The 6804-nt window shown below is 37.8% G+C and carries 5 protein-coding genes; 4 read left to right on the forward strand and 1 reads right to left on the reverse strand.

Going from position 1 to position 6804, the window contains the following annotated elements; genetic code table 11:
* Positions 1 to 208: 208 nt before the first annotated feature.
* Complete coding sequence (locus FFM59_RS09370; RefSeq protein WP_170175980.1) at positions 209 to 1021, reverse strand: polysaccharide deacetylase family protein; 813 nt, start codon at positions 1019 to 1021, stop codon at positions 209 to 211.
* 320 nt (positions 1022 to 1341) lie between these two features.
* Between FFM59_RS09370 and FFM59_RS09375 the strand changes: the two genes are divergently transcribed.
* From FFM59_RS09375 to FFM59_RS09390, 4 genes are all read left to right on the forward strand, one after another.
* Entirely contained in the window at positions 1342 to 2649 is a 1308-nt protein-coding gene (locus FFM59_RS09375) for an NCS2 family permease (protein ID WP_137602776.1), read from the forward strand.
* A gap of 36 nt (positions 2650 to 2685) precedes the next feature.
* Complete coding sequence (locus FFM59_RS09380; protein ID WP_137602777.1) at positions 2686 to 3999, forward strand: NCS2 family permease; 1314 nt, start codon at positions 2686 to 2688, stop codon at positions 3997 to 3999.
* A gap of 259 nt (positions 4000 to 4258) precedes the next feature.
* Positions 4259 to 5122, forward strand: a complete 864-nt coding sequence (locus FFM59_RS09385) for a zinc ribbon domain-containing protein (RefSeq protein WP_137602778.1) — start codon at positions 4259 to 4261, stop codon at positions 5120 to 5122.
* A 15-nt stretch (positions 5123 to 5137) separates the two neighbouring features.
* On the forward strand, positions 5138 to 6673 hold the full coding sequence (locus tag FFM59_RS09390) for a zinc ribbon domain-containing protein (protein ID WP_137602779.1): 1536 nt from the start codon (positions 5138 to 5140) through the stop codon (positions 6671 to 6673).
* The last annotated feature ends 131 nt before the right edge of the window (positions 6674 to 6804 follow it).

Below are 6804 nucleotides of genomic sequence, written 5' to 3' on the forward strand. Positions count from 1 at the left end.
CACTTTTTATTAACACCATCTACAATAGCCCTTCGGGCAATAAAAAAGAGCAATCCATCACGTCCTTGAAAGAACGTATTTCCTTGCTCCGTTCCAAAAAAGATTTATTTAGAAAATTAAGTAAATTAATGGTTTTTAACTAAGTTATATAAAAGTTTTCAAAATACATACAAAAATCCATAATCGTCTTACAATTATGGCTGAAAAATTATTGGGGCATTGAGATTTGTTGAGGTGCCCAACTATTCATATTTAAAGTTTCAAATTTATAGCCATTAGCTTTACCAAATTCAATAATCCGTTGTACGGCATCAATTGAAGTTTGTTTAGTGTCATGCATCAGGACAACATTTTTTGAATGTGGAACAAGCGTAGTGGTTACGTGTTGATATGGTTCTTCTGCAGTGGCTTCATATCCGCCGTCACCAGAAGAGATATTCCAGTCAAAGTACTTGTAACCTTTTTGCACTAGTTGCGGCAAAATTTGTGGCATTAAACCATGACTAACCTGATTTTCACTTCCGCCAGGAACCCGAACCATCATTGAGCGTTCACCAGTCAGACGGTAAACGCGATCGCTAATTTGTTGTAAGTCATTAAAGTATGCAGCAGGTGAGGCGTACACTGTTGCATAATCATGTGTCATCGTGTGTAATCCAATTACATTTCCTTGTTCGTATTCTTGCTTGATTAGTGAATCTGGGCCATGGCCTGTCACGAAAAAGGTAGCGTGGACTTGCTCTTTTTTGAGGATTTTTAAAAGTTGTGGAGTTGTACTTTCTTGAGGTCCGTCATCAAAAGTAAGATAGATAATGCTATCGTTTGCCTTTTCTGAGGCAACTTTGGCACTACTTGAAGAAGATGACAAGCTTGAACTAGCAACTTTTTTGGAACTAATTTTGCTACGAGCTGATGATTCCGCGCTTAATTTTTCACTGTGAGCGTGTGACGCAAAGGCCACCGCACCGAATAATACAATGACAATACTGATTAACCCAATTAAAATCATACTTCTTTTCATAGCCCTAATGTACTCCATCCCAATATTTGTATTTAAAAACGATACCGCATGTTAAATATTAACAACTGCTACTATCGTTAATTCTACAATAGTCAGTCATAATAATCACGAAAAAAGTATCGTGAGACGTTGCATTTAAAACGATAAATGCAAACTAGTTATTTAATAGATCTTTAATTGACATTGTCATGAAATTTGCAGAATGACATTTTTATTAAATAGCAACTTTGTTAACAAAATGGTATTGAAATCAATTTCCGAATGATATAAACTATATTAGTATTATTGTTCGTATTTAAACCAGAAAGTAGGGAATTAATTTGTCAGCAATCAAGAATTATTTTCAATTAGATGAATTGAATACAAATGTAAGAAGAGAAATTTTGGCTGGCTTTACGACTTTTATTTCGATGGCATATATTTTGTTTGTGAATCCAAGTGTCCTTGGTCAAACGGGAATGGACAAGGGAGCGGTTTTCACTGCGACGGCGATTGCAAGTGCAATTGGCTGTATCTTAATGGGAGTATTGGCTAAGTATCCTATTGCCACCGCCCCAGGATTAGGTGTTAATGCATTTTTTGCTTATTCTGTAGTTATTGGAATGGGTATTCCTTGGCAAACTGCCTTAGCTGGCGTGTTTGTTGCTGCGGTTATTTTCTTGTTAATCACAATTTTTAAACTACGAGAAATGATTATTGACGCCATCCCCAGTGATTTGAAATTTGCCATTTCAAGTGGAATTGGATTATTTATTGCTTTTATTGGATTGCATGATGGTGGCTTAATTGTGGCCAACAAGTCAACCGTTGTAGGCTTAGGTGCCCTGAATGTAGGGACAACATGGCTGACAATTTTTGGATTATTTGTAACTGCTATTTTAATGGTTAGAAAGATACCTGGAGCTATTTTTATTGGGATGTTTTTAACTGCTTTACTTGGAATTTTTACCGGTTTGATTGATTTACCATCAAGCGTGATTGCTGGTGCTCCCAGCTTGAAACCAACTTTTGGTGTTGCTCTGGCTCATATTGGAGATATTAATACGCTGCAATTAGGCGTGGTCGTTCTGACGTTCTTACTAGTGACTTTTTTTGATACTGCTGGAACCTTAGTCGGCTTGGCTCAACAAGCTGGCTTCATGAAAGATAATAAAATGCCCCGTGTTGGGAAGGCATTGATGTCAGATTCAACAGCGATGTTAGCTGGATCAATTTTAGGAACTTCACCAGTTGGTGCGTACGTTGAATCATCTGCGGGGATTGCAGTCGGTGGCCGTTCAGGTTTAACCGCTGTTACGACAGGAATTTTATTTATTTTAGGAATGTTCTTTTCACCCTTGTTGGCCGTAGTAACCACACAAGTGACGGCTCCGGCATTGATTATTGTCGGTGTTTTGATGGCGCAATCGATGGCTAAGGTTAATTGGAGTGAATTGGAAATTGCGATTCCTTCATTCTTGATTTTGATTTGTATGCCGCTGACTTATAGTATTGCTGATGGAATTGCGATTGGATGTATTGTTTACCCAATAACGATGTTGGCTGCTAAACGCGGCAAAGAAGTTCATCCACTAATGTATGCATTATTTTTTGTTTTCATCGGATTTATGTGGATATTAAATGTATAATAGTTTTTTAACATTATTTGAAAGTAGGGAATTGGTTTGTCTGCAATTACAAAGTATTTTCAGTTAGATGAGTTACACACTAACTACAAAACAGAAATTTTAGCAGGCTTTACGACTTTTATTTCGATGGCTTATATCTTATTCGTTAACCCCAGTGTTCTTGGTGCCGCGGGGATGGATAAAGGGGCCGTATTTACGGCAACCGCACTGGCCAGTGCAATTGGCTGTATTTTAATGGGAGTGTTAGCACGTTATCCCATTGCGACCGCTCCAGCGTTAGGAATTAATGCATTTTTTGCTTATTCTGTAGTCATTGGAATGAAGGTTCCTTGGCAAACGGCGTTAGCAGGTGTGTTTGTCGCTTCGGTTATTTTCTTGTTGATTACTATCTTTAAATTACGAGAAATGATTATCGATGCAATTCCTAGTGACTTAAAATTTGCCATTTCAAGTGGAATTGGCTTGTTTATAGCATTCCTTGGCTTAAATGATGGTGGCTTGATTGTGGCTAACAAATCAACAGTTGTTGGGCTGGGATCATTAAGTGTTGGAACGACCTGGTTAACAATCTTTGGTTTGATTATCACAGCAATCTTAATGGTTCGTAAAGTTCCAGGAGCAATTTTTGTTGGGATGGTACTAACTTCAGTACTAGGCATTGCAACGGGCTTAATTGATTTACCATCTAGTTTAATTGCTAGTGCACCAAGTTTAAAACCAACTTTTGGCGTAGCTTTGATGCATGTTGGGGATATTAATACCATTCAACTCGCAGTGGTAGTGCTAACGTTCTTGTTGGTTACTTTCTTTGATACTGCTGGAACATTGGTTGGCTTGGCCCAACAGGCTGGTTTTATGAAAGATAATAAAATGCCACGTGTAGGTAAAGCTTTGATGTCAGATTCAACAGCGATGTTGGCTGGATCTGTATTAGGGACTTCACCCGTTGGTGCATACGTTGAATCGTCTGCCGGTATCGCAGTTGGGGGTCGTTCAGGAATCACTGCAGTCACCACAGGTGTGTTATTTATTCTTGGATTATTCTTCTCGCCATTATTGACCGTTGTAACCACTCAAGTAACAGCACCAGCGTTGATAATTGTTGGTGTATTGATGGCCCAATCTTTAAAAAATATCAATTGGACTTCGTTAGAAATTGCGATTCCTTCATTCTTAATTGTCTTAGGAATGCCATTAACATATAGTATTTCAGACGGAATTGCTCTCGGCTTTATTATGTATCCAATCACCATGATTGCTGCTAAGCGAGGCAAAGAAGTTCATCCATTAATGTATGTATTATTCTTTGTGTTTATCGGCTTCATGTGGATTTTAAACGCGCAAGCTTAACAATTGAAAATTCAAATTGCCAAAGTGAATTTAAAAAATGGTTCTGTTCAAATTGTTAATTTGGATGGAACTTTTTTGTTCATGAATTGTTACAAGCTGAGGACAGGCAATTAACGAATTGCATAAATAATAAAGTTTTAATACCAAAAAATACGACAAAATTTATAAAAAATTAAAAAAGACTATTAATATTGTGATAAGCTTAATTTGTCGAGCAGTGTGCTCACAATAATTCTTTACAACTGGGAGGAACCAAATTATGAAATATTGTGTAAATTGTGGTGCTGAAATACCGGCAGGATCAAATTTTTGCATCAAGTGTGGTACGCCTGTTGAAGAAACAGTCACGCAAAATGTGACTAATCAAACGACTGGTACTGGCACAGCAACGCCAAATGTAGCTGGAACTGCGGAAAAGACGAAAGGCTTTGCGGTTAATTATTGGTCGTGGTTAGTGGAATCAATCAAACATCCATTTCAAGCAAGTGAGTCGGCCCATGCTTATTTTGGATTGGTGTCATTTGTAGTTTTAGCTATTTTAAATTCAACTGTCTTTTACTTAATTTACCGTTATTTTCAAAACGGAATTTCGACATATTCAAGCTCATTAAAATTTGTGACGGTTGGAACGTTCCTGGTACTATTTATCACCTACGCAGTTTTATATGCAGCCAAACTAGCAGCTGGGTATCTATTTCAAAAAAATAGCGGCAATAAAACGTTTTTTGAATATACGAATACAATTGCGCATAATTTGAATTTTACCTTAGTATTTTCTTTGCTAATGATTCTGACGACTTTCCTATTTCCAACTTTGACTGAAATGACGAGTAGTGAAGATAGCTTCAAATCGTTTATTTACAAACTGATGTTCATCATCATCTTGGCATCGTTTCAAGGGACGGTTTTCTTATTATCGGCAGCCGTGAACGCTGCGACTGATACGAGTACTAAACTGGATTCTTTTTACAAAGTGGTTTTAATCTCTGTTATCTTCCTAATAATTAGTTATGTGGTCTTCAGGGGTTATACCGGTTACGAAACTCAACAGTTGGAGCGAGTCTTTAGTTCAATCACTTCTGAAATTTCTAGCTTATTCTCAAGTGCGTTATCTGGAATATAATTGGGAGGTTTAAATATGGCAAAAGAAGACGATAACCAAGCGTTTTGCCCTAATTGTGGTGCAAAACTTGAACCAGGTGCAATTTTTTGTGGTAAATGTGGGTTTGATGTTCGGGATTTCTTTAACAAACAAGCTGAAGAAAAAGCAGACCAACCAGTTGATACGCCTGTAGCAGCCGCGGACGACTCGACTAACCCTAAAACGGATCCGGTTTCAAATCAAAGTGATCCAGTACAACAGCCTGTTAGTTCAACAAACCAGTCAAACAATATTGCTGCAAATACTGTTCACGAGACGCCTAAGCGTCCCACAAACAAAAAGAAATATTCTTGGAAAGTCTACGCTGCGATTGCAGTCGTATTCTTGTTAATTATTGGTTATGTGGGTGGTAAAACCTATTATTCAACTGAAAATCAATTGAATCGAACCATGATGGGCATTCAAAAAGGCAAGCAAGGCATTTCTAAAGATTTTGAATCTACAACGACTAAATTAACCATTACTGATAAATCGCTTAAACCATTAACGAAGTACTTAAAGGCTAATCCCAATAAGGCAACCACGATGAAAAGCGAATTGAGTGCTGGTAATTATACAGGCACCGCCATGAGTCAATTTACTTATGTTCAAGATGGAAAAGTTTTACTCTTCTTCCCCAAATATAAGATTAAGGTGACGCCAGTTTATGCGACGTTGAAAACTAATCACTCAGGAATCAAACTTTATCTCGATGGCAAACAAGTTGGGACCTCGACGAGTTCTTATTACACGAAATCAATTGGACCGTTAGTACCAGGAACATATAATTTAAAATCAACTGGTACGGTTAGTGGTAATGCAATGAAGAATGACAACGACAATGATATTTTAACGAATAGTAGTTATCCGTATGATCTGTCACTCCAAACAGTTTCATTTGATGTGACTAGCTATGCTAATGCAGTGGCCTATATTAACGGTAAAAAGGTGGGCACGCTTGATGATACTGGACGCCTGTCAATTACAGACAAGCCTTGGACGAGTGGCATGAAGTTGAACTTGAAATATAAGACTGGCGATGGGCAGACCATTAACTCAAATACTAAGACCATCAGTTCGTATGATGATGGTGAAGAAGTTAGTGTGGGGTTCCCAGGCGTAATTTCACATAGCAATGCGGAAAGTTTATTCAACGAAGTTTTCCAATATGTGGATAATATTTCATCGACTGGTGATAACGATAACGCGTCAGAATTTGCTGCTCTCTTTGTTAATGGAACTGGTAATTCAGACTATTCAGAATTAGTTAAAATGGCTAAGGGTTATAAAAATGATTCTGGTATCGAAAGTGTTTCGTATGAAGCTTCTAAACTCCATGTTGTACCAGAAAAGAAAAATTTAGCGCAAGTTAGTTACAATGTAAAATATACCTTCTATGACAATTCAGACTCCGGTTCTGGAGAACATACACAGGTTTATTCTTATGTGGCGCACGTTGCTAAATCAGGTAGTAGCTACAAGATTACAAGTATTGATCCATCAAAACTTGTTTCCGATGAAAGTAGCGATTAATCTAATAATCATTACCCAAGACTGTAATATAAAACTGACGTTTTGTATTACGGTCTTTTTTGAGTGCGCCCGGCATGGGCGCCAACTAGGTGGTGAAAGTCCACTGTGGGCCGTAGTAGTCGGAACCACTA

Origin of the sequence: Paucilactobacillus nenjiangensis, from assembly GCF_005405445.1 — a bacterium.
In the GTDB taxonomy this organism is placed as follows: domain Bacteria; phylum Bacillota; class Bacilli; order Lactobacillales; family Lactobacillaceae; genus Paucilactobacillus; species Paucilactobacillus nenjiangensis.

Excerpts from the sequence above, each read along its gene's own strand:
- FFM59_RS09370 (WP_170175980.1), bottom strand. The coding sequence starts at position 1,021 with ATGAAAAGAAGTATGATTTTAATTGGGTTAATCAGTATTGTCATTGTA.
- FFM59_RS09385 (WP_137602778.1), top strand. The coding sequence starts at position 4,259 with ATGAAATATTGTGTAAATTGTGGTGCTGAAATACCGGCAGGATCAAAT.
- FFM59_RS09390 (WP_137602779.1), top strand. The coding sequence starts at position 5,138 with ATGGCAAAAGAAGACGATAACCAAGCGTTTTGCCCTAATTGTGGTGCA.